Origin of the sequence: Hydrogenophaga sp., assembly GCF_030373225.1 — a bacterium.
Lineage (GTDB): Bacteria > Pseudomonadota > Gammaproteobacteria > Burkholderiales > Burkholderiaceae_C > Hydrogenophaga.
The window spans coordinates 24,726-46,084 of sequence record NZ_JAUCZG010000007.1 but is presented as its reverse complement, the minus strand read 5'-3'; the positions used below and the strand labels follow the sequence as shown (position 1 = coordinate 46,084).

The 21,359-nt window shown below is 68.2% G+C and carries 20 protein-coding genes; 7 read left to right on the top strand and 13 right to left on the bottom strand.

Annotated elements, in window-relative coordinates; genetic code table 11:
- Positions 1-43 precede the first annotated feature (43 nt).
- On the top strand, positions 44-1,129 hold the full coding sequence (locus tag QUV35_RS05920) for an AbrB family transcriptional regulator (protein ID WP_300871579.1): 1,086 nt from the start codon (positions 44-46) through the stop codon (positions 1,127-1,129).
- Positions 1,130-1,146: 17 nt separating this feature from the next.
- On the opposite strand, the gene QUV35_RS05915 is transcribed toward QUV35_RS05920, so the two are convergent.
- The 4 genes from QUV35_RS05915 to QUV35_RS05900 all read right to left on the bottom strand — a co-directional run bounded on the left by QUV35_RS05915 (position 1,147) and on the right by QUV35_RS05900 (position 4,994).
- Complete coding sequence (locus QUV35_RS05915; RefSeq protein ID WP_300871577.1) at positions 1,147-2,310, bottom strand: ABC transporter substrate-binding protein; 1,164 nt, start codon at positions 2,308-2,310, stop codon at positions 1,147-1,149.
- A 145-nt stretch (positions 2,311-2,455) separates the two neighbouring features.
- Positions 2,456-2,740: a DUF3567 domain-containing protein gene (locus QUV35_RS05910; protein WP_300871576.1), complete on the bottom strand. Its 285-nt coding sequence runs from the start codon at positions 2,738-2,740 to the stop codon at positions 2,456-2,458.
- A gap of 146 nt (positions 2,741-2,886) precedes the next feature.
- On the bottom strand, positions 2,887-4,116 hold the full coding sequence (locus QUV35_RS05905) for a DUF3108 domain-containing protein (RefSeq protein WP_300871575.1): 1,230 nt from the start codon (positions 4,114-4,116) through the stop codon (positions 2,887-2,889).
- Positions 4,113-4,994, bottom strand: coding sequence for an IclR family transcriptional regulator (locus QUV35_RS05900; RefSeq protein ID WP_300871574.1), 882 nt, complete (start codon positions 4,992-4,994; stop codon positions 4,113-4,115). The genes QUV35_RS05905 and QUV35_RS05900 overlap by 4 nt, the downstream gene beginning before the upstream one ends.
- Before the next feature lie 148 nt (positions 4,995-5,142).
- On the opposite strand from QUV35_RS05900, the gene QUV35_RS05895 reads away from it, so the two are divergent.
- Complete coding sequence (locus QUV35_RS05895; RefSeq protein ID WP_300871573.1) at positions 5,143-6,150, top strand: fumarylacetoacetate hydrolase family protein; 1,008 nt, start codon at positions 5,143-5,145, stop codon at positions 6,148-6,150.
- Positions 6,151-6,193: 43 nt separating this feature from the next.
- Here the strand turns inward: QUV35_RS05895 and QUV35_RS05890 are convergent, their stop codons facing one another.
- Positions 6,194-6,571: a hypothetical protein gene (locus tag QUV35_RS05890; RefSeq protein ID WP_300871572.1), complete on the bottom strand. Its 378-nt coding sequence runs from the start codon at positions 6,569-6,571 to the stop codon at positions 6,194-6,196.
- 42 nt (positions 6,572-6,613) lie between these two features.
- Positions 6,614-6,988, bottom strand: a complete 375-nt coding sequence (locus QUV35_RS05885; RefSeq protein ID WP_300871570.1) for a TraR/DksA family transcriptional regulator — start codon at positions 6,986-6,988, stop codon at positions 6,614-6,616.
- 177 nt (positions 6,989-7,165) lie between these two features.
- Between QUV35_RS05885 and QUV35_RS05880 the strand changes: the two genes are divergently transcribed.
- The 3 genes from QUV35_RS05880 to QUV35_RS05870 are packed head-to-tail and all read left to right on the top strand — an operon-like array spanning position 7,166 to position 10,512.
- The gene (locus QUV35_RS05880) at positions 7,166-7,996 is read left to right on the top strand and encodes an enoyl-CoA hydratase/isomerase family protein (RefSeq protein ID WP_300871696.1); all 831 of its coding nucleotides are present in this window, start codon (positions 7,166-7,168) and stop codon (positions 7,994-7,996) included.
- Between the two features lie 47 nt (positions 7,997-8,043).
- Positions 8,044-9,177 carry a PhaM family polyhydroxyalkanoate granule multifunctional regulatory protein gene (locus QUV35_RS05875; protein WP_366945399.1) on the top strand — a complete coding sequence of 378 codons (1,134 nt, stop codon included), beginning with the start codon at positions 8,044-8,046 and terminating at the stop codon, positions 9,175-9,177.
- A 30-nt stretch (positions 9,178-9,207) separates the two neighbouring features.
- Complete coding sequence (locus QUV35_RS05870) at positions 9,208-10,512, top strand: FIST N-terminal domain-containing protein (protein WP_300871569.1); 1,305 nt, start codon at positions 9,208-9,210, stop codon at positions 10,510-10,512.
- A gap of 15 nt (positions 10,513-10,527) precedes the next feature.
- Here QUV35_RS05870 and QUV35_RS05865 read toward each other — a convergent pair whose 3' ends face one another.
- The 3 genes from QUV35_RS05865 to QUV35_RS05855 are packed head-to-tail and all read right to left on the bottom strand — an operon-like array spanning position 10,528 to position 15,471.
- On the bottom strand, positions 10,528-11,286 hold the full coding sequence (locus tag QUV35_RS05865; protein ID WP_300871568.1) for a ProQ/FINO family protein: 759 nt from the start codon (positions 11,284-11,286) through the stop codon (positions 10,528-10,530).
- A gap of 37 nt (positions 11,287-11,323) precedes the next feature.
- Positions 11,324-13,207 carry a PAS domain-containing sensor histidine kinase gene (locus QUV35_RS05860; RefSeq protein WP_300871567.1) on the bottom strand — a complete coding sequence of 628 codons (1,884 nt, stop codon included), beginning with the start codon at positions 13,205-13,207 and terminating at the stop codon, positions 11,324-11,326.
- A gap of 8 nt (positions 13,208-13,215) precedes the next feature.
- The gene (locus QUV35_RS05855) at positions 13,216-15,471 is read right to left on the bottom strand and encodes an ATP-binding protein (protein WP_300871566.1); all 2,256 of its coding nucleotides are present in this window, start codon (positions 15,469-15,471) and stop codon (positions 13,216-13,218) included.
- Between the two features lie 190 nt (positions 15,472-15,661).
- Between QUV35_RS05855 and QUV35_RS05850 the strand changes: the two genes are divergently transcribed.
- A complete protein-coding gene (locus QUV35_RS05850) occupies positions 15,662-16,621 on the top strand; it encodes a hypothetical protein (RefSeq protein ID WP_300871565.1) in 960 nt (319 codons plus the stop codon).
- Between the two features lie 158 nt (positions 16,622-16,779).
- Here the strand turns inward: QUV35_RS05850 and QUV35_RS05845 are convergent, their stop codons facing one another.
- From QUV35_RS05845 to ssb, 3 genes are all read right to left on the bottom strand, one after another.
- Positions 16,780-17,193 carry a hypothetical protein gene (locus tag QUV35_RS05845; protein ID WP_300871564.1) on the bottom strand — a complete coding sequence of 138 codons (414 nt, stop codon included), beginning with the start codon at positions 17,191-17,193 and terminating at the stop codon, positions 16,780-16,782.
- Between the two features lie 187 nt (positions 17,194-17,380).
- Entirely contained in the window at positions 17,381-18,040 is a 660-nt protein-coding gene (locus QUV35_RS05840; protein WP_300871563.1) for a response regulator transcription factor, read from the bottom strand.
- Positions 18,041-18,104: 64 nt separating this feature from the next.
- Entirely contained in the window at positions 18,105-18,608 is a 504-nt protein-coding gene (gene ssb / locus QUV35_RS05835; protein WP_300871562.1) for a single-stranded DNA-binding protein, read from the bottom strand.
- Between the two features lie 140 nt (positions 18,609-18,748).
- On the opposite strand from ssb, the gene QUV35_RS05830 reads away from it, so the two are divergent.
- Positions 18,749-20,116: a chloride channel protein gene (locus QUV35_RS05830; protein ID WP_300871560.1), complete on the top strand. Its 1,368-nt coding sequence runs from the start codon at positions 18,749-18,751 to the stop codon at positions 20,114-20,116.
- A 28-nt stretch (positions 20,117-20,144) separates the two neighbouring features.
- On the opposite strand, the gene QUV35_RS05825 is transcribed toward QUV35_RS05830, so the two are convergent.
- The gene (locus tag QUV35_RS05825; protein ID WP_300871558.1) at positions 20,145-21,311 is read right to left on the bottom strand and encodes an MFS transporter; all 1,167 of its coding nucleotides are present in this window, start codon (positions 21,309-21,311) and stop codon (positions 20,145-20,147) included.
- Positions 21,312-21,359 lie beyond the last annotated feature (48 nt).

The window sequence follows — 21,359 nt, the reverse complement described above, 5'->3', positions numbered from 1 at the left end:
CGGGGCCCGCCACGACTGCCGGGCGCTTCACACCAGTACCCGAGTGCCCTCCTTGCCCGCCTTCGGCCCGACTTCCTGGCCGCGCGTCTTTCTCACCCTGTTGCTTGCCCTGGCCGCAGCCTTGCTCTGCGAATGGCTGCGCACGCCCATTCCCTGGATGATCGGCCCGCTGCTGGCGACCTCGATGGTCTCGGTGCTGGGCGCACGCACGGAGAGCTGGGCGCCGCTGCGCAACACGGGACAGTGGGTGATCGGCACCGCGCTGGGCTTGTATTTCACGCCGGCGGTGGGGTCTCTGGTGGCCAGCCTGTGGTGGGCGATCGCGCTGGGCATCGCCTGGGCGCTGCTGCTGGGCCTGGGCTTCGGCGCCTGGTTGCGCCGCCTGCACGCGGGGCACCTGGCGCACCTCACGGCGGCGCAGCTGCGCAGCACGACTTATTTCGCCGGTGCCATCGGCGGCGCGTCCGAGATGACGCTGATCGCCGAGCGCCAGGGCGCGCGCACCGACCTGGTGGCCGCTGCGCACAGCCTGCGGGTGCTGCTGGTCACGCTCACCATTCCGTTCGCGCTGCAGTTCTGGGGCGTGACGGGCCTGGACACGCTCCCTCCCGCCCTGCGCGAGGTGCAGCCTGCAGGCCTGCTGTCGCTGGCCGGCATCACGCTGGTCGGGGCGCTGTTCATGCAATGGCTGGGTCGGGCCAACCCGTGGTTCATGGGCGCCCTGGTGGTGACCATGGCGGTCACGCTCGCGGGCGTCAACCTGTCCGCCATCCCGCAACCACTCTCGGATGTTGCGCAACTGCTCATCGGCGTGAGCCTGGGCGTGCGTTTCACGCCTGCCTTTGTCCACACGGCACCTCGCTGGCTCGCCTCGGTGGCCTTCGCGAGCTTTTTCATGATGGGCATCTGCGCGCTGTTCGGCTGGGTCTTGTCAAAAGCCACCGGCCTGCATCCCGCCACGCTGCTGCTGGGCACCGCGCCCGGCGGCATTGCCGAAATGGCCATCACCGCGAAGGTGCTGCAACTTGGCGTGCCTGTTGTCACCGCCTTCCAGGTGTGCCGTCTGGTGGCGGTGCTGGTGCTGGTCGAGCCGGTGTACCGCCTGTGGGTGGCACGGCGCGAGACCTGACCCGCGCCGCCCGGCCTTCAGTGGCGGAACTTGCCTTCGCGGGTGACGATGGACAGGTCGACCAGTGTCATGCCCGCGTGCTCACCGTCGCGGTAGCTGATGCGGATGCCCTCGATGTCCAGGTCGGCATTGCGCAGGCCGGCCAGAAAGCTCGCTCTCGTGGGCGTCGGGCCTGCGCGCCGCAGGGCCTCCGTCAGGGCCCGGCCGGTGAGGTATCCCTCGAGACTTCCGTAGGAAAAGGCCCGCCCGGGCTTGAAGCGGGAAAAGGCTTCCTGGTAGGCACGCGTGATGCCGGTCTTGCGCTCCCAGGGACTGGGCAGGACCTGCGCGAACACCATGCCCTGACCCAGTGGGCCGAGGTGATCGGCGAGCTGGGTCGAGCCTGAATTGACGCCGTAGAAGCGCGCCTTGACACCGATCGAATGGGCCTGGCGGATGAGCTTTTCGTAGACACCGATACCCCCATGGTTGAACACCATCTGGGCGCGGGTGCTGGCGAGCTGGCGCGCCAGCGCGTCGATGCCGGCGGCGTCGATGTCCGACTTGAACGGCAGGTCGGCCACCAGTTCCATGCCCAGGGCCAGGGCGATGCGCCGCGCGTTCTCAAGGTGAAGTTCGCCGGTCGATGAGTCTGACCGGACAAAGGCCAGGCGTTGCATGCCCAGGCTGCGCGCCTGCGCCATCAGGGCGCGGAATTCTTCCTTGTGTTCTGCGCGCACGGGAAACACCAGCGGCTGGTGGGGCGTGCGCAGGGTGGGCGAGCCTGCCATGGGCCCGAACAGGGGCACGTTCTGTTCCACCGCGACCTTCATCACTGCGGTGGAGGGGCCGCCTTCGATGGGACCGAACAGCAGGAAGACCTTGTCCTGCGTCACCAGCCGGCGGGCATTGGTTTCGGCCAGTGCGGCCTTGTTGTCGTCGTCCAGAACATTCAGCACGACCTGGCGGCCCAGCACGCCACCGGCCCGGTTGACCTGGTCCAGCGCCGCCGAAACACCCTCGCTGACGGCCACGCCGTAGTCATTGGTGCCGCTTTGCAAGGTGAGCGTCTGTCCGATCAGGATCTGCTTCGGCGTCACGCCGTCTTCGGCCTGCACCGCCAGCGACAGCGGAAGAAAGACCCACATCAAGGCCATCGTCAGGCCCGCCTTCAGTTTTCCAGTGCCGTGCATGTTGCGCATGTGTGATCCAGTGGTGCGTCCCGCCCACAGTGTCTCTCGCCCAGCTTGGCGCGGGCTGACAACCGGGTGGCGACAAAAAAGGCCGGCGCTGGGAGCGACGGCCTCGGGATCGTTCAGGGGAAGCGCTGCAGCACGCTTCGCTTGTTCAGTGCATGACGACCGGCATTTGTGCCAGCTCGGCATAGCCTTCCAGGGTGTCTTCCACTTCTTCCTGGGAGGGGGTGCTCTGCTGCCAGGCCGTGATCTGGATCTGGAACATCTCGGCCCAGGAGCCGTCGAGATAGACCTCCTTGCCGGAGCGCTTGTCCACGATCTCGAAGCCGTGGCGCGGGATCTGGGGACCGAGTGCGGAAGTGTCCTCACCTTCGGTCGGTGCGTTGGCCAGGATGTGGACCACAGCGAAGGCATCCGAGTCGTAGAGCATGTTCATGACTGAAATTCCTTGTGTTGGAAAAACCGGCTTCCGACCTTGCTTATATCGGCAAAGCAGAGCGGTCTTGAGGTTCGGAGTGCTCTTTACATGGCATCGTTCCTGCCCATTGCAAGATGCGTGTGTTTTTCGGCACAAACGGGCCGCTACGGCATCCGGCTGATCTGCTGATCGGCCACGTCGCCGTTGGCCTGGGTCACACGCAGGCGCACCGGCAGGTGCTGCAGCGCTGGCGCCAGCCACATCTCCACCGTGCTGTCGAACTCCTTGCGCGGCAGGCGCCTGAGTTGACGGGCCCGCACCTCGCCAGCGGGCAATGCGAGCGTCACCTCGTCGCCCACCTCGAAGCGCCACACGGCTGCATCGCCCGCACCGGCCACCTGCATGTCGATCACCTGCCCGCTTGTGTAGGCCTCGGGCCTGGCCTGCAACAGGCCGGCGATCTGCAGAAACAGGCTCAGGCGGTCCTGTGCACCGGGTTGCAGCGCTGCATCGGGGGCGTTGTTGCTGAATCGGATGCGGTTCTCTTCGTGGTCGAAATGGGCCGCTTTCTCGCTGCGGCTGCGGTCGGCAAAACGCTCGGGAATCAGCCCGCCGGGACCTGTCCGGCCGATGCTGGTCTGCACCCGGCTGCCCAGCAGGAAGACGCGCATTTCCATGCGGGCGCTGTAGCGGCCGTCGGCGAGTGTCCAGTCGAGCCGGCCGTCGGCGGTGTAGGCCAGGCCCTTGATGCGGCCGGTCACGGCGTAGTCGAGCCGCGTGCTGGCCGGGGGTTGCGCCGGTGGCAGGGCTTGGGTCGGCGTCGCGGTCGCCGGGGCGGGTGAAGCGCGCTTTGGCGTGGCCGCGGCGGCCAGCAAGGTGTCGTCGGTGGACGGCGGGGACGTGGCGACCGGGTCCTCCGGCGGCGGCTGAGCGGGCGCAGCGAGCTCGGTGGGTTCGGCCGCTTCGGCGGGCACCGGGTCCGTTGCCAGGGTTGCCATCGCGGGCGGCTGCGGTGGGCTCCGGGGAGTGGCTTGCACGGAGGCGGTCTGGACCGGGGTGGCGGGCCGCGGCACCCGTGCCTGTGCCGCGCGCGGCACCGGGGATGCGGCCAACGGGGTGGCGGGCGTATCCACTGCGGGTGCCGGGACGATCCAGCGCACGGTGCTCACGCGGGCCACGGCCACGGCAGCCGCAGGCTGCGCACCCGCTGCGTCGCGGCGCTCGACGGGCCGGGAACGTGCGGGCGGGGTGGAGGCAGCGGTCGGGTCCGCCACGTCCGGCGTCCCGGCCAGCGGGCCCAGCAACAGGGCCAGGTGTGCGCCCGCCACAGCAGCGATGAGCAGGAGCAGGGTTGACCGGCGCGGTGCTGCTGGCGGCGTGAGCGCAGCGGTCATGGCGTGGGGGCCGGCGGCCGGTGGCCGAGGTCGGCGCTGAGCTGGCGGGCGCTGTCGAGCACGGCCCGCGCGGGCGCGCCCGACCACTCGGTGTCCAGCGTGGCGACCGAGCCCAGCACCACCAGGCCCAGCGCCAGGCGGCCCTGGGCGTCGAACACCGGCGCACAGAACCCCCCCACACCGGGCAGCAGGCTGTGCACCACGCGGGCCAGGCCGCGCTGGCGTGTTTCTTCCAGCAGGGCCTGCACGTCCTGCAGGCTGTGCGGGACGTCGACCAGCGGCAAACCGCTGCGCGGCAGCTTCTTCAAACGGGCCAGTTCGTCGCGCACCATCGGGCCGATACGCTGGGCGTCGCGCCCCTCGCGGCCCATGAAGGCGGCGAAGCAGCGGCCGGTCGCCGAGGTGAGCAGGGGCATCACATCGCCCAGTCGCAGCGTCACCGGCACGGTTTGCGGCGCTTCGATCCAGTGCACCATGGTCGGGCCCTGGTTGCCCCACACCGCGATGGCCAGGGTGTGGCCGGTCTCGTTGATCAGCGCATCCAGGCGTTCCCGCGCCAGCTTCACCGCGTCGATGCGTGCCAGGCTGGCCAGGCCCAGGCGCAGCGCGGCCGGGCCGAGGTCGTAGCGCGTGCTCACCGGATCCTGCACCACCAGGCCCATGCGCTGAAAGCTCACCAGGTACCGGTGCGCCTTGGCCGCGCTCATGCCGGCGGCGCAGGCGAGGTCGCGCAGCATCAGCGCTCCCGGGGCTTGCGACAAGGCGTTGAGCAACTCGAAACCCACCTCCACCGACTGGATGCCGGCGCGCTGCGGCCCGTCGTCCTGCGCAGGCACGGCGTCGGTGTGGGGGGAGACGGGGCGGGTGGCGGTGGACATGGGCGGCGTTGAACGGTGGGACGGTCGGCAGGCTGACAGGTTCAACACAAAGTGCGGGCAGCTGCCCGCTTGCACAGGCCATCGCCTAGAATCCTGTCTTTACGAATAGGTTAATCGATTTCACTAAACGTAACCAGCAGGAGGCACCATGAAACTCGCCACATACAAGGACGGTTCGCGCGACGGGCAACTCGTCGTGGTCTCGCGCGATCTGGGCACGGCGCATTATGCGACCGGCATTGCCCACCGGTTGCAACAGGCCCTGGACGACTGGAACTTCATCAGCCCGCAGCTGCACGACCTGTACGTCACCCTCAACCAGGGCAAGGCGCGCCACGCGTTTCCATTCGATCCGGCGATGTGCATGGCGCCGCTGCCACGCGCCTACCAGTGGGCCGACGGCTCGGCCTACCTCAACCATGTGGAGCTGGTGCGCGCGGCGCGCAGCAGCGAGGTGCCGGCCTCGTTCTATGCCGATCCGTTGATGTACCAGGGCGGCAGCGACGACTTCATCGGTCCCACCGACGACGTGGTGGTGCCGAGCGAAGACTTCGGCATCGACTTCGAGGCCGAGATCGCCGTGGTGACCGGCGACGTGCCGATGGGCGCCACGCCCGAGCAGGCGCTGGACGGCATCCGGCTGCTGATGCTGGTCAACGATGTGTCGTTGCGCAACCTGATTCCGGCCGAACTGGCCAAGGGCTTCGGTTTCTTCCAGAGCAAACCGGCCACCGCGTTCAGCCCGGTGGCGATCACGCCCGACGAACTCGGTGATGCCTGGCAGGGCGGGCGCGTGCACCTCACGCTGCAGAGCACCTGGAACGGTCGCAAGGTCGGCATGTGCGAGGCCGGCCCCGAGATGACCTTCCACTTCGGCCAGCTGATCGCCCACATCGCCAGAACGCGCAATGTGCGTGCCGGCTCCATCGTGGGCAGCGGCACCGTGAGCAACAAGAGCGTGGAGGTGGACGGCCGCCAGGAATGGCCCAAGGGCTACAGCTGCATCGCCGAAAAACGCGCGATCGAGACCATCCTTGACGGGCAACCGTCGACCGCCTTCATGAAGTTCGGTGACACCATCCGCATCGAGATGAAGGGCAAGGACGGGCAAAGTCTCTTCGGCGCCATCGAGCAGACCATCTCGCCGCTGGCCTGAGCCGGACCTGAGGCGCGGGCGGCCTGACAGCCGCGCGTCCGGCTCAGCGCACCGATGGGTCGGCTGCGGCCTGATCGAACTTCAGGAAGTAGGTGCGTGCCATGGCGACCAGCTGGGCATCGCTGGGATGGTCGCTGTTGACCATGTCGACCACGGCCTTGTCCACCGCATGCGCGTGGTGCTTGCAGTGCTCGCGAAACTCCAGCTTGGCGTTGGCCGGGCCGGTCAGCAGCACCTCGCTCACGCCGTCGAGCGCCAGCACGATCTCGTTGAAAAAGTCCTTGTCCGCCGTGGGATTGCCGTGTTTGGGTGTGTGCTGGCTGCGCGCCTTGATGCGCTGCGCCTCGACGTGTTCGCGGTCGAACATCAGCACGTGGGCTTCCTTGTGGTCGATCCAGACGATGGCGTGAAAAGTGGTCATTCAGGGGTGCGGTGAAGTGAAGGGCAAACAGGACGGGAGGGGTCAGAGCCGGGCGGCGTCGGCCTTCTCCAGCCGGGACTGGCAATCGATGCAGCGCATGGCAACGGGGTTGGCGTGCAGGCGCGCGGCCGGGATGGACACACCGCAGTCGACGCACAGGCCGAAGCTGCCGTCGGTGATGCGCTTGAGCGCCGCGTCGATCTCGATCAGCTCGGCCGACTCGCGCTCTTCCAGGGCGAAAGCCAGCTCGCGTTCGGTGTTGGCCTGTGCCTGGTCGTCGCTGGCGTTGCCCAGTGCCTCGGCCGCCGATTCGGCCCGGCTCAAGGCACCGCCGCTCTGGGCGCGAAGCTGCGCCAGGACATCGGTGCGCATCTCCTGAAGTTGGGTGGCGAAGGTATCGGAAATGGGGGCTGTCATGGAGGTCTCCTCGGAAAAAGTGCGGGTCATCCTGCAACCCGGGTGTGCCCCTGCATGGTGCGCCCTTCGAGGCCGATGTGTCTTGATGCAGGTCAATCACAATCACAGCGCCGACCAGTGCACGCTGCGTGTCGCTGATTCATAAACCGATTTCCCGAGGAGACCCTGATGACCACCGTGGATTACAGCCGTTACCAGACCCTGGACATCACCCGCCGCGGCCCCGCGGTTGGCGGTGTGCCCTCGGTGCTCGACATCCGCATGCGGGCCGATGGCCCCGGAGGCAACGGCAAGCTGCCCACCGCCGGCCACGAAGGCCATTGGGAGCTGAGCGAGATCTGGCGCGACGTGGGGCGCGACGACAGCGTGCGCTGCGCCGTGCTGCGCGGCAGCGGCCTGGGGTTTTCGGGAGGCGGGGACCTGGCGCTGGTGCAGGACATGGCAACCGACTTCGAGGTGCGCGCGCGGGTCTGGAAAGAAGCGCGCGACCTGGTCTACAACGTCATCAATTGCGACAAACCCATCGTGAGCGCCATGCACGGCCCCGCGGTGGGTGCGGGCCTGGTGGCCGGCCTGCTGGCCGACATCTCGATCGCGGCCAGGAGCGCGAAGATCGTCGATGGCCACACGCGCCTGGGCGTGGCCGCCGGTGACCACGCGGCCATCGTCTGGCCGCTGTTGTGTGGCCTGGCCAAGGCCAAGTACTACCTGATGTTGTGCGACCCCATCAGTGGCGAGGAGGCCGAGCGCATCGGTCTGGTGTCGCTGGCGGTGGACGAAGACCAGTTGCTCGACAAGGCATACGAAGTGGCCGATCGGCTGGCCAGCGGGAGCCAGACCGCGATCCGCTGGACCAAGTACTCGCTCAACAACTGGTTGCGCCAGGCGGGCCCCGCGTTCGACACCTCGCTGGCGCTCGAATTCATGGGTTTTGCCGGTCCCGACGTGCGCGAAGGTGTGGCATCCTTGCGTGAACGCCGCGCCCCCCGCTACGGCGTGGACGGCTGAACACCGCCAGCGCGGCAGTCGCCCCGACCCCATCACAGGAGACACCCATGAGCGACGCGCCCAGCAGCGGTTTCGGCAAGTTCGTGCCCGGTTTCGAGTTCCTGCAAAACCTCGCTGGCCAGGCCGCCGGGGGTGTGGTGCAGGGCATCGGTCAGAACATCCCGCAGATGCCCAACCTCGGGCACTGGGTGGCGCCCACCTTCAATGTCGAAGACCTCGAGAAGCGCATCGAGGAACTCAAGGCGGTGCATTTCTGGCTGGACCAGAACTCCAAGGCCCTGGGTGCCACCATCCAGGCGCTGGAGGTGCAGAAAATGACGCTGTCCACCCTCAAGAGCATGAACTTCAGCATGGGCGACGTGGCCAATGCGCTCAAGATCAAGGCGGCCGACACGCTGGCCGGTTTCACCGGCACCGCATCACCTGCGCCGGCCCCGCAGTTTGCCGGGCTCGAGATTCCCGCCCGCACCTACGGCAGCATGCCCGAGCCCGAGCCTGATCCCGAAGAGGAAGAAGCGTCCGACGACATGCCCGAGGAGGCTGCACAGCCGGTGCGCAGACGCACGCCGCGCAAGGCGGGTGCAGCATCGCCGGCGGCAGCGGGCGGTGTGGTCGACCCCATGCAATGGTGGGGCGCGATCTCGCAGCAGTTCCAGCAGATCGCCAGCAATGCCATGAAGGACGTGGCCAAACAGACCGCTCTCGACACCACACGCCAGGTGGCGACCGGCCTCACCGACCAGGCCATGAAGACCGCCACCGGCATGGCCGGCAAGGCGGCGCGCAGCATCGGCGGCTCGGTGGCCCGCAACGTGGGCACGGCCGCCGGCATGGGCCGCGCAGCGGCGCGGGCGGTGACGGCGCCCCGCCGGAAAGCCGCGCCTGGGCCCGCCGCAAAAAAGGCGCCGACCCGCGCCGCCAGCACCCGATCGAGTGACCGTGCGCCGGCGGCCCAGCCCATGGCGGCCGGTGACTGGACCCTGCCCACGGCTTTCTTCCCGGGCTTTGCCGCGCTGCAGCCCGGGGCACAACCCGCGCCGGGCACATCGGCGGCGAAGAAAACCAGCGCTGGCAAGGCCGGCGCGAAGAAGGCCGCGGTGAAAAAAACCGCAGCGAAGAAAGCCACACCCCGCAAACCCGCTGCCCGCAAGTCTGCCGCCGCTTCGCCGCGCAGGCGTTGAACCCTCGCGCCGCTGGCGGGTCGACCTCCGATGAAACTCTTTCCCTACGCTCACGCCACCCATCCGCAATGGCGCATGGCCGCCGCGCTGGTGCTGGCGCAATTGCGCGGCCAGATGGCCTTGCCCGACCACGCCAGGGCGCCCTCGCTGGCGCTGCTCTACATCACCGACCACTACGCCGCCGAAGCCCAGGCCATCCTGGAACACCTCAGCGCTGAACTGCCCGAGGTGACCGACTGGGCCGGCACCGTGGGAGTGGGGGTGTCGGCCAACAACGTGGAGTATTTCGACGAACCCGCTCTGTGCGTGATGCTGTGCGACCTCAGCCCCGACCAGTACCGCGTGTTCAGCGGGGTGGCGCCGCTGTCGGCCAGCGGCCGTGCCGGCACCAGCGGCTTCGTGGCCCATACCGCGCTGGTGCATGCCGATGGCGGCACGCCGGAGCTCAACGAGCTGATCGCCGAAGTGGCCGAGCGCACCGTCAGTGGCTACGTGTTCGGCGGCCTGGCGGGCAGCCGTGGCCAGAGCGTCCAGTTCTCGCTTGGCAGCGCGGGCAACCTGCGTGGGCAGGGCGCGGCCGGCGGCGTGTTCCATGGCGGCCTCAGTGGCGTGGCTTTCGGGCCCGATGTGGGAATCGTCTCGCGGGTCACGCAGGGAGCCCAGCCGGTCGACCGCGAGCGCACCGTCACCGCGTCCGATGGCAACCTGGTGCTCGAACTCGACGGTGAACCCGCACTCGACGTGCTGCTGCGCGAGCTCGACATTTCGCTGGAGCAGCCCGATCTGGCCATGCCGCGTCTGCGCGCCACGCTGGTGGGCCTGACGCTGCCGCATCCCGACGTCGATGTCGAGCTGCCGGCCAGCGGGCCGCACCTGCGCGGGCAGTTCGGCGCCGAGGTGATGGTGCGTCACCTGATCGGCCTGGACCCGGGCCGCCGCGGTGTGGCCATTGGCGACCTCGCGCCCGAGGGCACACGCATGGCGTTTTGCGAGCGCAACGTGCAGGCCGCGCGGGCCGACCTGATCCGCGTGTGCTCCGAGGTGCGGGAGGAGCTCGAGCCCGAAGAGCTCAACTTCGCGATGGCCAGCGCCCTGACCGCCGCCGAGGCAGACGCCGCGCCCCACCCGGCGCGGCGCATCGCAGGCGCCATTTACGTGAGTTGCGCCGGTCGCGGCGGCCCGCACTTCGGCAGCCCGAGTGCCGAACTGCAGCTGGTGCGCAGAGCGCTCGGCGATGTGCCTCTGGTGGGTTTTTTCGCGGGCGGCGAGATTGCCCACCACCGGCTCTACGGCTACACCGGCGTGCTCACCGTCTTCACGATGCCGGCGGCCTGAAGCTGCCGACCGAACTCAGGCGGGCTTGACCGCGCGCGAACGCGCCCGCTCCAGCGTGCGGTTCGCATCCGCCACGCCCATGCCGTACATGTCGGCGAACGCCTCGACCGTCTTGCCGCTGGCTTCGAACGCGCGCAGCAGCGCCGCGTCCCTGGCGGCCCGGCTCACCACCGCGTCCAGTGCCTCCTGGGTCAAGGTGTTCAAGGCCTCGTCGCGCGTCTGGACCAGCGCGGCGTAGGCCTCGGCGCCCAGGCCGGAGGCTTCGAACGCCTGCTCGATGCGTTGGCGCAGCTTGGGTCGCAGGTCTTGCGGCGCGCGGCCCTGGCGGCGGCGAAACACCTCCACCAGCGCGTGGTGCACGTGCTCGGGCGCGAGATCTTCCACCGGTTGACCGCTCAGGTCGCAGCGGGGCTGGCCACTGGCCACCGCAGTGAGGTAGCGGGTCGATCGCGTGTGCAGCGCCAGCGCGGTTTTCAGGCCGTCCTTGTCGAACACTTCGGGTTGCGCCTCGAGCAGGTCCTGGAAGATGCCGCGCTTCAGAGGCCGGAACACCTCGCCGAACAAGGCCGGATAGGACTGCGCGAGCTGGTCGAGCATGGGGTGGTGCCGCTGGGGCGGTGTCCCCGCGCCCGGGTTGGCACCGTTGTGCGGCGCGCGCTGTGGCGCGGGGCCGCGACGGTTGCGCCCGCTGCGTGCCGGTGGCGGGTTTCCGGTGCCGGATTCGGTGGGTGCCGTGGCTGCAGCGTCGGTGGGTTCGGGGGCGTTCGGGTTCATGGTTTCCTGCATTCGGGCGGTCGAGCAAAGCCCGACATCATGCCAGCCGGGCCGAGGCGGTGTCGGTGGGCGGAGAGCAGCGAGGGACGCGGATGCTGAACATGGAGCCGCGGCCCGGGGTGGAGCGCAGGTTGAGGGTGGCGTGCAGCAGCAGGGCGGAGCGTTTGACGATGGACAGGCCCAGGCCCAGGCCGTGGGACTCGTGGCGCGCAGCGGTGGTCTGGCCGATCTGGAAGAACTCCTCGAAGATGGCCTCGCGCTGCGCGGTGGGGATGCCGATGCCGCTGTCCCAGACCTGGAACTCGACCTCGTGGCCGCGCGGGCGACAGCCGATGAGCACGCGCCCGCGGGAGGTGTAGCGCACGGCGTTGGAGACCAGGTTGGTGAGTATGCGGCGCAGCACGGTGGGGTCGGTGTCGACCCACAGGCGGGAGCTGGCCACGTGCAGCTGCAGGCCCTTGTCGCCGGCGATCTGGTGGAAGTCCTGATCGAGCTCTTCGAGCAGGCGCTGCGCGCTGGTGGGCGCTGGCTCGACCTGCACGGCGTTGGCGTCCAGGCGGGAGACGTCCAGCAGCATGTTGAGCAACTGGCCCAGGCCGTCCAGGGAGGCCTGCATGCGCTGGCACAGTTCGGCGAGGTCGGCGCTGCGCAAGCGGGGGGCCTGGGACATGGAGCGCAGGGCGGTGAGGAAGAGGCTGAGGGCGTGGATGGGTTGGCGCAGGTCGTGGCTGGCGGCGGCCAGGAAGACGGACTTGGCGCGGTCGGCGGCCTCGGCCCTGTCTTTCTCGGAGCGCAGGCCCTCGATGAGTTCGTGGATGCGGGCCTGGGCTTCGCGGCGGTCGCGGATGTCGCGCACGACGGCCATGCGCAGGCGCTCGCCGTTGCGCATCATGGAGCGCCCGATGATCTCCACCGGAATGCGCTGGCCGTGGCGGTTGAAGATCTCGCTCTCGTGGGAGGCGTCCGCGCCCGAGGCCATGGCGTGCGAGGCACGGGCACGGAACTCCGGCGCAATCAGCTCCAGCACCGGGCGCCCCAGCAACTTGTCCATGGCACCGTCGTACAGGTGGCAGGCCGCCGGGTTGGCGTCGGTGATCACCCCGTCGACATGGAAGATCACGCCCTCCGCACTCGCCTGCATGAACGCCGCCAGGCGGTTTTCCGATTCGCGCGAAGCGATCTCTGCGCGCCGCCGTTGCGTGATGAACTGGTTCAGGATGGCCCCGCCCGGCGTGCTGCCGCTGTCGTCAAAAAAGGGCACCACGGTGACCTCGAGCCATTGGAGCCCGCTTTTCGGATCGACCAACGACTGTTCATACGTCACCAGGCTGCGCTCCGGGAGCGCCAGCTCCCGCGTCGGCATCCTGTCGTCGGGGTCGATCCGGGGCAATTCGCCCACGGTCAGCCCCAGGATGGATTGCTCGTTGTGCCCATACAGGGCCGCATAGTGCCGGTTGGCGTACTCGCAGCGAAACGGATGGCTGTAGTGCGCCACCATGACCGGGATGGCATTGCAGAAGTTGCGCAGAAACGCGGCCCTGGCGCCGGTCTCCTCCCGCGCCCGCGCGCAGGCGGTGATGTCGACCCACAGGCAGAGGTACTGCCTCGCATCGGCCTGCCATCTGGCCGAACACGAAAACCACCGGACCGGCGTTTCCGATCGGCGCGTGGACCATTGCAGTTCCAGCTGGAAGTCGGCGCGGCGGCTGAGCCGGTCGTGCAGTGCCTGGCCCGATCCGGGTGTGAGGGCCGTGATGCAGTCGCCGTCCAGGGCATGGGCTTCGTGCAACGACGTGAGTGCCGGGCTGGCGTAGAGCGGCCGCCCTTGCTCGGTGATCACAAGCACCAGACCCGGCAGGTGCTGCCACCACGGCTGTGCCGGTTCGGGCTTGGGGTGGTTCGGGCCGGGAGCGTGTTCCATGCCGTTTTTCACTGCTCCAGGATGGAGCGCAGGGCGCGCGCGTCGATGGGTTTGTGCAGCAGCGGGAAGCCGAGTTCGGCGGCTTCGTGGATGCGCTGGGGGGAGGTGTCACCGGTGAAGATGTAGGTGGGGACGGGACAGGGCAGGCAGGCGTGCACGGCGTGGATGGTGTCGATGGCGGTGACGTTGCCGCCCAGTCGGTAGTCGGAGATGAGCAGGTCGATGTCGTTGGCGTGGCTGATGGCCATGACGACGGCCTCGTCGGGGGAGGTGGCGCAGAAGACCCGGTGCCCCCAGACGCCGAGCACGCTGCGCATGGCGGCGAGCACCTGCTGGTCGTCGTCGATCACCAGCACACCGAGGCGGGCGGCAGACCGTGCGAACGCGGGCTCCTTCGCGGTTGCGGCGCTGTGTGGTGGCGGAGGGCAGCGAGGGACGCGGATGCTGAACATGGAGCCGCGGCCCGGGGTGGAGCGCAGGTTGAGGGTGGCGTGCAGCAGCAGGGCGGAGCGTTTGACGATGGACAGGCCCAGGCCCAGGCCGTGGGACTCGTGGCGCGCAGCGGTGGTCTGGCCGATCTGGAAGAACTCCTCGAAGATGGCCTCGCGCTGCGCGGTGGGGATGCCGATGCCGCTGTCCCAGACCTGGAACTCGACCTCGTGGCCGCGCGGGCGACAGCCGATGAGCACGCGCCCGCGGGAGGTGTAGCGCACGGCGTTGGAGACCAGGTTGGTGAGTATGCGGCGCAGCACGGTGGGGTCGGTGTCGACCCACAGGCGGGAGCTGGCCACGTGCAGCTGCAGGCCCTTGTCGCCGGCGATCTGGTGGAAGTCCTGATCGAGCTCTTCGAGCAGGCGCTGCGCGCTGGTGGGCGCTGGCTCGACCTGCACGGCGTTGGCGTCCAGGCGGGAGACGTCCAGCAGCATGTTGAGCAACTGGCCCAGGCCGTCCAGGGAGGCCTGCATGCGCTGGCACAGTTCGGCGAGGTCGGCGCTGCGCAAGCGGGGGGCCTGGGACATGGAGCGCAGGGCGGTGAGGAAGAGGCTGAGGGCGTGGATGGGTTGGCGCAGGTCGTGGCTGGCGGCGGCCAGGAAGACGGACTTGGCGCGGTCGGCGGCCTCGGCCCTGTCTTTCTCGGAGCGCAGGCCCTCGATGAGTTCGTGGATGCGGGCCTGGGCTTCGCGGCGGTCGCGGATGTCGCGCACGACGGCCATGCGCAGGCGCTCGCCGTTGCGCATCATGGAGCGCCCGATGATCTCCACCGGAATGCGCTGGCCGTGGCGGTTGAAGATCTCGCTCTCGTGGGAGGCGTCCGCGCCCGAGGCCATGGCGTGCGAGGCACGGGCACGGAACTCCGGCGCAATCAGCTCCAGCACCGGGCGCCCCAGCAACTCGTGCAGGGGTGTTTCAAGCAGCAGGCTCGCAGCCGGGTTCGCATCGGTGATCAGGCCATCGCGGTGAAACAGCACGCCCTCTTCACTGGCATTCATGAAGCGTGACAAGCGGTCTTCCGACTCCCGCCGCGCGAGCTCTGCCTTGTGCCGTTCGGTGATGTCGGTGATCAGGAAGGAAAACCCCTGGCCGTCATCGGCCGCCGCCGAACTCTGCCAGGGGATGACCGTCACTTCAAGCTGGACCCGGTGTCCTTTCGCGGAGTGGAGTCCGAAGGGGAATGTCACGGGTGCGCGTTGCATGAGCGCCTCGCGCAGGAACGGCGCCAGGGTGCCTCGCGCGCCCTCGAAGATGCGATCGAGGGAAGGCACGCCGATGATCGATTGCTCGCTGTGCCCGAACAGCTCGGCAAACGGCTGGTTGGCGAACTCACAGAGGCCATGCGGTGGCGGGCCGAAGTGGGCGACCATGACCGGCAGGTGTTTGAAGATCAGACGGATGCGTTCGATCAGCGTTTGCGCGTCGACGCGAGCCTGTTCGATGGACGTGGCGTCGGCGAAGTGGCAGAAGTGACAAGCCGTGTCCGGCATCCAGTGACCATCGCACGCCAACCACAGGGGAGGCAGCGCCGAATCCGGGCCTGTGTTCTCGCCCAGCTGCAGCGTGATCTGAAAGTTCTCGTGGCGGCCGAGTTGGTCGAGCAACTCGCGACGTGACGACTCGGTCAACCAGGCGCACCAGTGTTCCGGTTCGCCCCTTCTGCGAAGGACTTCCAGCAGGTCGTTCGAGACACCCAGCAATGCAGCGCCCGTTCCCAACGCCGCCGACAGACCCGGGAGTTGATCCCAGGGAATCGAGTCCGGGTTTCGCATGGGATTCAGGCGTCTTCCTTGGATGGCGGAGCTGGCGTCGGCCATCGTAGCCCCGTGCTTCGAAAAAATCCATGAGGCTTCCGTGACGTCGGCGACACCCTGCCTCCAAAATACTGCGCGAGCGTTATTGAGACGCCAATCCACCCCCGGGAGACTGCTGGCCACAGCATTCAAACGGGAGGAACCGGACATGACGGAGCGCGATGCGCCGGCCAGGCAACCTGGCCCCGGGGGCCCACGGTTGCAAACGCAGCCGCAGGCTGCATCGGCCCACCAGCCCATGCCACTGGCCGCGGTTCTGCGCCATCTTCTGACCCTTGATGGCGAGATCGGCAGCGCAGGGTTGCACGGCGCACTCATGGCGAACGACCCGCCGACCCAGCGGCGCATCAACGACCACCTCGCTGCCGCACTGGACACCTGCCTCCAGCTCGATACCGCGCGACTCCAGCTGCAGAACGCTTTCTGCACACAGCGTGAGTTGCAGACTGTGCTCGAGATGCTGGTTGCGCGCGCAGACGCAGGGCAGGCCGGCTCTCTGGAAGTGCTTCGGGTTTCGGCGCTGTTGGCCGCCGGGGACGACAAGGTGTTTGAGGCCATGACCGAATGGAGACAAGTCGGCCAGCGGTTCACCCGCCAGACCCGTTTGTTGCCCGCACAACTCGAGCCCTTGGTCGATGCACCGGGCCCGATTGCCGAAGACGAAATGGACCGGCTGGCCAAGGCCTGCCTGTGGGTGCACGCTGGCCCGCATCCCGGTCTTCAGCGGGCGGGCGACCGGAGCGAGCAGCGCACCGGTGCCTCGCAGGTGTGTGGCCAGGCCCTTGACGCCATGGTGCAGGCCCGAATCCAGGCCGTCGCGGACTTTTCGGCGGCCCGGGAGGCGTATCTGCAAACGGTGCTCGATCTGGATCGGCAGCACGCCCGGTACGTGCGGGCCCGCTCCTTGCGGCGCACCGCAGAGGCGGCATTCCGTTTTGGCTCCCGATGTGCCATCGACCTCAGCGAGGCGATTGTTGAGGAACGCCAGTGCCTGCATGTCGTGCTGGAGCGGCAGGCGCGCAGAATGGCGGCCACCCATTGGCTCTATGCCCTCGCGGGGTGCTTGCCCCGGCGTTTCGGATGGGTCCAGCCCCCGGCCTGGCACTGAGTGCAACGAGCGAGGCGCGCGGCCCCTTGGTGAACCCATGAAGCAGGGCCTTGTCGCCGCGCGACAAGGCCCTGGTCGTTTCTTTTGCCTTGGGTGGCGGGCGCCGAAATGGAAGCTTGAGCGCCAGAGCTGCGGGTGGGCGGCTGACCGCCCACAGCTCAGTGCACCGTGGCGACGGCTCGGTTGACACCGGCCGGTGAACGAAACCACAGACCCGCAAAGGCGCTGTAGCGCAGCATGGAGCTCTGCCGCACGCGCCGATCGATCTTCTTTTCGATCACCGGCATGTTGCTGAGCATCTCCACGACGCGAACGTCCCAGTGAATCACCTTGATGAAGGCGGCGTAGATTTCCAGGCCGCCTGGCGTCCAACCGACCGACCGCACCACGATGCGGATCTGACCTGCGTCCAGGCCCAGGGCCTGAAAGCATTCCGTGACCAGCACCTGGTAGTCGTCCGAAATCGACGCCGGCGAGATTCTGGAATCGACGTCTTCATCGTGTTGCATCTTCTCCTCGCTTTTGCGGCTCAGGTGCTTGAAGACACCCAGCGCCAGTGCGTTCATTCCCATGGTCTGCCCCGTTTCTCTGGTGTTGGCCAGGTGACCGAAGATGCGTTCACCATGGGACGAAGTATCCCGTCCGGATACCCCTACCCCCAATAATGCATGAGCACTATTTTGAGAAACAACGCGGGTTTCGCAACCCCTACCGGTACCTGAGCAGGGCGCAGGCGGCTTCGCCGGCCGGCGAGTTGCTCTACAGGTTGCTGTCGATGTCGGGGGCTTCGGCCAGCCCCGACTGGATGGCGTAAGCGGCGATCTCCGCGCCGTTGTGGAGGTCCAGTTTGAGCATCACGTTCTGCCGGTGCTTGCGCGCGGTGAGCACGCTGATGTGCAAGGCGTCTGCGATCTCCTGGTTGCTGCCGCCCTTGGCAATCATGCGAACGATTTGCTGCTCTCGCTGGGTCAATGTCTGTGACATGCCGTGGTTGGCAACGCGAGCGTTGGACGAGTTGTCCAGGCCCTTGGCCACCTGCGGACTCACATAGCGGCGGCCCGCCAGCACCGCCTGGATGGCGTCCAGCAGTTCGGAGCCCTGTTCGTGCTTGAGCACAAAGCCGTCTGCGCCGGCAGCGAAGGCATTGGCCACCGAGCCCGGATACACGTTGCCGGTGACGATCAGCACCTTGGTGGCGGGGGCGATCTTCTTCACCTTCCGGGCCACTTCAATGCCCGAGCTGTCGCTCAGGGCCAGGTCGAGCAGCAGCAGATCGGGTTTGTGGAACCCGACAAGGATGTCGACCTCGCTGCCCAGCGCGGTTTCGGCGACCAGTTCGAAGCCGCCCGTGGTCGACAGCAGCATGCTGATGCCCTGGCGGACCAGCGCGTGGTCTTCTGCAACAACAACTTTGAACATGGTTGGCACCCGGTTGATGGGGGAAACAACTTGCGAGCGACCCGCGCGGCGGGTTCGCCTTGCTTCAGAACGGAATGTCGTCGTCCATGTCGTCGAAGCCGCTGGACTGGCGCGCCGGTGCCGCCGCCGCAGGGGCCGGGGCCGGGCGTTGCGCGGGCGCTGCGGAGCGAGGTGCCGCCGCCGGGCGCGAGTAGCCACCACCGGCGCCACCGTCTTCCGCCCCGCCCATGCCTTCGCGGCCGCCGAGCAATTGCAGTTCGGTGGCAACGATGTCGACCGTGTTCTTCTCGATGCCGGCCTGGTCGGTGTACTTGCCGTATTTCAGGCGACCTTCCACGTAGATCGGGCGACCCTTCTTGACGTATTCCCCGGCGATCTCAGCCAGGCGGTCGTAGAAGGTGACCCGGTGCCATTGGGTGTCTTCGATCATCTCGCCGCTGTTTTTGTCCTTGCGGCGGCTGGAAGTGGCCACGCTGACGTTGGCCACGGCCTGACCCGATGGCAAGTAGCGGATCTCGGGGTCGCGCCCGCAGTTGCCGACGAGGATGACTTTGTTGACAGATGCCATGGTGATGTCCTGTAGAGAGAGGGCCGCCAGCACTGGCTGGCCTGAAAAACGGTCAGTCATTGTGCCGCAACTGACCGCGGGCGGGCCGTTGGCCACGGCTGGAAAAAGGGCCGATACCCCAGGGTCTACACTGGCCACCCATGAAAGGTGAACCGGACTTCCTGCAGAACCTGCGCGCCGAAATGGGCGGCGGCAGGCAATGGCTGGACCGGGCGGTGGTGATTGCCTACGCCGTGCTCGCCGGGCTTGCCGTGGTGGGCTTCACCCTGCTGGCAGATGCCGCCATCGACCTGTACAGCCGCATGCGCACGGGCTGGTGGTGGACCCCGCTGGTCTGGACGCCGGCCTTGACCGCCCTGATCGTGTGGACCATCCGGCGCTGGGCGCCCGGCGCGGTCGGTTCGGGCGTGCCGCAGGTGCTCACCGCGCTGGCACCCGAAACGCCGCTGAGTGAGCGCTCACGGTTCGTGTCGTTGAAGCTGAGCGTGGCCAAGGTGCTGGGCGTGTCCGGCGGATTGCTCGCCGGCCTGTCCGTCGGCAGGCAGGGCCCTTCGGTGCAGGTCGCCGCCGGTGTGATGCTGCACGCGCGGCGCTGGTTGTCGCCCGCCTCCGGGATCAGCGACCGGGAGTTGCTCGTGGCCGGCGGGGCCGCCGGCATCGCCGCGGCCTTCAACACGCCCCTGGGCGGCATCGTGTTTGCCATTGAAGAACTCTCGCGCCGTCTGCAGGACCGCAGCAGCGGGCTGATGCTGGCGGCGATCGTGGTGGCCGGCCTGGTGGCGGTGTCGGCGTTCGGCAACCTGTCCTACTTCGGCCGGGTTCGGGCCGACGCCGTTTCCTGGTGGAACCTGCTCGCGCCGGGCGCTTTGGTGGCGCTGGCGTGCGGACTGTTGGGGGGGCTGCTCTCGCGCTTGATGCTGGCATCGTTCACCGGCCTGCCCGACCGGTTTTGTGCCTACCGGCGCAAGCGGCCGGTCACGTTTGCGGCGATGTGCGGTTTTGTGGTGGCGGTGATCGCGGTGGTCAGCGACGGCGCGGCCGTCGGCGTGGGCCACGAACACACCCGGGACCTGCTCGATCAGGCTGCCGATGCGTCGGCTGCGCACCAGCCGCTGGTGTTCACCGGGCTCAAGTTCGTGGCGTCGTGGCTGTCGGCCTGGGCGGGCGTGCCTGGCGGCATCTTCGGCCCCAGCCTCTCGCTGGGTGCCGGTGTGGGTGCCGATGTGGCCTGGCTGCTGAATTCGCCCCACGGCGCGGCCTTGATTGCGCTGGGCATGTGCGGTTTTCTGGCGGCGGTCACGCAAACGCCCATCACCGCCATGATCATCGTGATGGAAATGACCGATGGCCACAGCATGGTGCTCAGCCTCATGGCCTGCGCGCTGCTCGCCAGTCTCGTGTCGCGCATGATCAGCCGCCCGCTCTACAGCACCATGTCGCTGTTGATGATGCGCTCGCTGCGCGACCGGACCGACGCTGCACCGCCTGCGGAGCCGGTCGGGCGCTAGGCTGGCCGCCAGGCACACCCGCAGGGCTTCAGCTTCGGCTCGCTGCCCGCATGGGCCAGGCCAGGGCCATCCAGAGCAGCATCAGCCCGGCGCTGACGAAGAAAATGCCGCTGCTGCCCCAGACCTTGATGACCACACCGCCCAGGCTGCCGCCGGCGAAGATGCCCAGCGACATCAGTGTGTTGTAGACGCCCAGGGCAGCCCCGCGCTGGCGCGGCTCGGCCAGGCGCGACACCAGGCTGGGCTGGCTGGCCTCCTGGGTGTTGAAGCCGATGAAATACACACACAACAGCAGGCCCACCGCCCACAGCGAGGGCGCCTGCAGGTTGAACCAGAAACCGAGCTGGGCCAGCACGATCAACGCGATGGAGCCCAGGTAGACCTGCCGGAAGTAGCCCTTGCGCTCCAGGCGAAACAGCAAGCCACCCATGACCAGCAACGACGCCAGCACCGCCGGCAGATACACCTTCCAGTGCGCGGCGGTTGCCAGGCCGGCCTCCTGCAGCAGGGCGGGCACCGACATCCACATGGCGATCTGTACCGCGTGCAGCACGAACACGCCCAGATCCACGCGCAGCAACTCCACATCGGCCAGCACTTCGCGCAGCCCGCCGCGGGTCTGCAGGTGCTGCACCGGCGGTTCGGGCGGCACCACCCAGGCCACCACCGCCATGCCGATGGCGGCCAGCAGCGCGGTGAGGGCAAACAGGCCGGAGAGGCCGATCAGGGGCACCAGCAAGGGCGCCAGCACCAGCGACAGCGCGAACATGAGCGCGATGCTGATGCCCACCAGCGCCATCGATTTGGTGCGCACCTCGTCGCGGGTGAGGTCGGCGAGCAGGGCGGTGACCGCGGCAGAGATGGCGCCGGAGCCCTGCAGCGCGCGTCCGATCACCAGCCAGAGCATGTTGGGCGCCCAGGCGGCGATCAGGCTGCCGATCACGAACAGCGCCAGTCCGGCCTGGATCACGGGTTTGCGGCCGAACCGGTCGGACGCGATGCCGAAGGGCATCTGCAACAGCGCCTGCGTCAGCCCGTAGATGCCCATGGCCAGACCCACCAGCGCCGGATCGTCGCCACCCGGGTAGGTGTGGGCCTGCAGCACGAACACCGGCAGCACCAGGAACAGACCCAGCATGCGCAGGGCATAAATCGACGCCAGCGCGCCGCTGGTGCGCCGCTCGGTCGGGGTCATGCGGGCGCCGCCCGCCGGTGGGGCGGGGGTGTCGGACGGGGCTGAGCT

Coding starts and splice junctions, on each gene's coding strand:
- QUV35_RS05915 (WP_300871577.1), bottom strand. CDS start 2,310: ATGCGCAACATGCACGGCACTGGAAAACTGAAGGCGGGCCTGACGATG.
- QUV35_RS05910 (WP_300871576.1), bottom strand. CDS start 2,740: ATGAACATGCTCTACGACTCGGATGCCTTCGCTGTGGTCCACATCCTG.
- QUV35_RS05905 (WP_300871575.1), bottom strand. CDS start 4,116: ATGACCGCTGCGCTCACGCCGCCAGCAGCACCGCGCCGGTCAACCCTG.
- QUV35_RS05900 (WP_300871574.1), bottom strand. CDS start 4,994: ATGTCCACCGCCACCCGCCCCGTCTCCCCCCACACCGACGCCGTGCCT.
- QUV35_RS05895 (WP_300871573.1), top strand. CDS start 5,143: ATGAAACTCGCCACATACAAGGACGGTTCGCGCGACGGGCAACTCGTC.
- QUV35_RS05890 (WP_300871572.1), bottom strand. CDS start 6,571: ATGACCACTTTTCACGCCATCGTCTGGATCGACCACAAGGAAGCCCAC.
- QUV35_RS05885 (WP_300871570.1), bottom strand. CDS start 6,988: ATGACAGCCCCCATTTCCGATACCTTCGCCACCCAACTTCAGGAGATG.
- QUV35_RS05875 (WP_366945399.1), top strand. CDS start 8,044: ATGAGCGACGCGCCCAGCAGCGGTTTCGGCAAGTTCGTGCCCGGTTTC.
- QUV35_RS05870 (WP_300871569.1), top strand. CDS start 9,208: ATGAAACTCTTTCCCTACGCTCACGCCACCCATCCGCAATGGCGCATG.
- QUV35_RS05865 (WP_300871568.1), bottom strand. CDS start 11,286: ATGAACCCGAACGCCCCCGAACCCACCGACGCTGCAGCCACGGCACCC.
- QUV35_RS05860 (WP_300871567.1), bottom strand. CDS start 13,207: ATGGAACACGCTCCCGGCCCGAACCACCCCAAGCCCGAACCGGCACAG.
- QUV35_RS05855 (WP_300871566.1), bottom strand. CDS start 15,471: ATGCGAAACCCGGACTCGATTCCCTGGGATCAACTCCCGGGTCTGTCG.
- QUV35_RS05850 (WP_300871565.1), top strand. CDS start 15,662: ATGACGGAGCGCGATGCGCCGGCCAGGCAACCTGGCCCCGGGGGCCCA.
- QUV35_RS05845 (WP_300871564.1), bottom strand. CDS start 17,193: ATGGGAATGAACGCACTGGCGCTGGGTGTCTTCAAGCACCTGAGCCGC.
- QUV35_RS05840 (WP_300871563.1), bottom strand. CDS start 18,040: ATGTTCAAAGTTGTTGTTGCAGAAGACCACGCGCTGGTCCGCCAGGGC.
- ssb (WP_300871562.1), bottom strand. CDS start 18,608: ATGGCATCTGTCAACAAAGTCATCCTCGTCGGCAACTGCGGGCGCGAC.
- QUV35_RS05830 (WP_300871560.1), top strand. CDS start 18,749: ATGAAAGGTGAACCGGACTTCCTGCAGAACCTGCGCGCCGAAATGGGC.
- QUV35_RS05825 (WP_300871558.1), bottom strand. CDS start 21,311: ATGACCCCGACCGAGCGGCGCACCAGCGGCGCGCTGGCGTCGATTTAT.